The sequence below is a fragment of the Streptomyces sp. DH-12 genome (genome assembly GCF_002899455.1).
In the GTDB taxonomy this organism is placed as follows: Bacteria; Actinomycetota; Actinomycetes; order Streptomycetales; family Streptomycetaceae; genus Streptomyces.
The window spans coordinates 1-609 of record NZ_PPFB01000009.1; the positions used below are offsets into that span (position 1 = coordinate 1).

The 609-nt window shown below is 71.6% G+C and carries 1 protein-coding gene; it reads right to left on the bottom strand.

The window, feature by feature from the left end; genetic code table 11:
* Positions 1–609, bottom strand: a 609-nt coding sequence (locus C1708_RS33585; RefSeq protein ID WP_157951324.1) for an AMP-binding protein, incomplete at both ends; no start/stop codon positions are given.

The window sequence follows — 609 nt, forward strand, 5'->3', positions numbered from 1 at the left end:
GGCCACACCGGCCCCCGCGATGTACAGCTCTCCCACCACACCGGGCGCCACCAGCTCCAGCCCCGGACCCAGCACGTAGGCGCGGGTGTCGGTGATCGGCCGGCCGATCGGCGCGGTGAGCGGCCAGGTGTCGGGGGCGTCGCTCAGGGTGTGGGCGGTGACCACATGGGTCTCGGTGGGCCCGTAGTGGTTGTGCAGCACGCGCCCTGGTGCCGAGGTGTGGAACTCACGGACGACGCGGCTCAATGTGAGCGCCTCGCCCGCCTGGGCGATGACCCGCAGCCGGGGCAGCGCGCGTCCCTGCTCGACGGCGGCCTCGGCGACGGCTTCCACCACGAGGTTGGGCGCGAACAGTTCCTCCACCTCGTGCTCGTCCAGCCACTCGACGAACCGGGCCGCGTCCCGCCTGACGTCCTCGTCCGGGATCACCAGGGTCTTGCCGAACATCAGTGCCGACAGCATCTCCTGGGCGGAGACGTCGAAGCTGATGGCCGTGAACTGAGCGGTCCTCGTGCCGGGTGTGCCACCGACGGCGTCGTGGTGCCACTCCAGCAGGTTCACCAGCGCGCCCGCGGGCATGACGACGCCTTTGGGCCGGCCGGTGGAGCC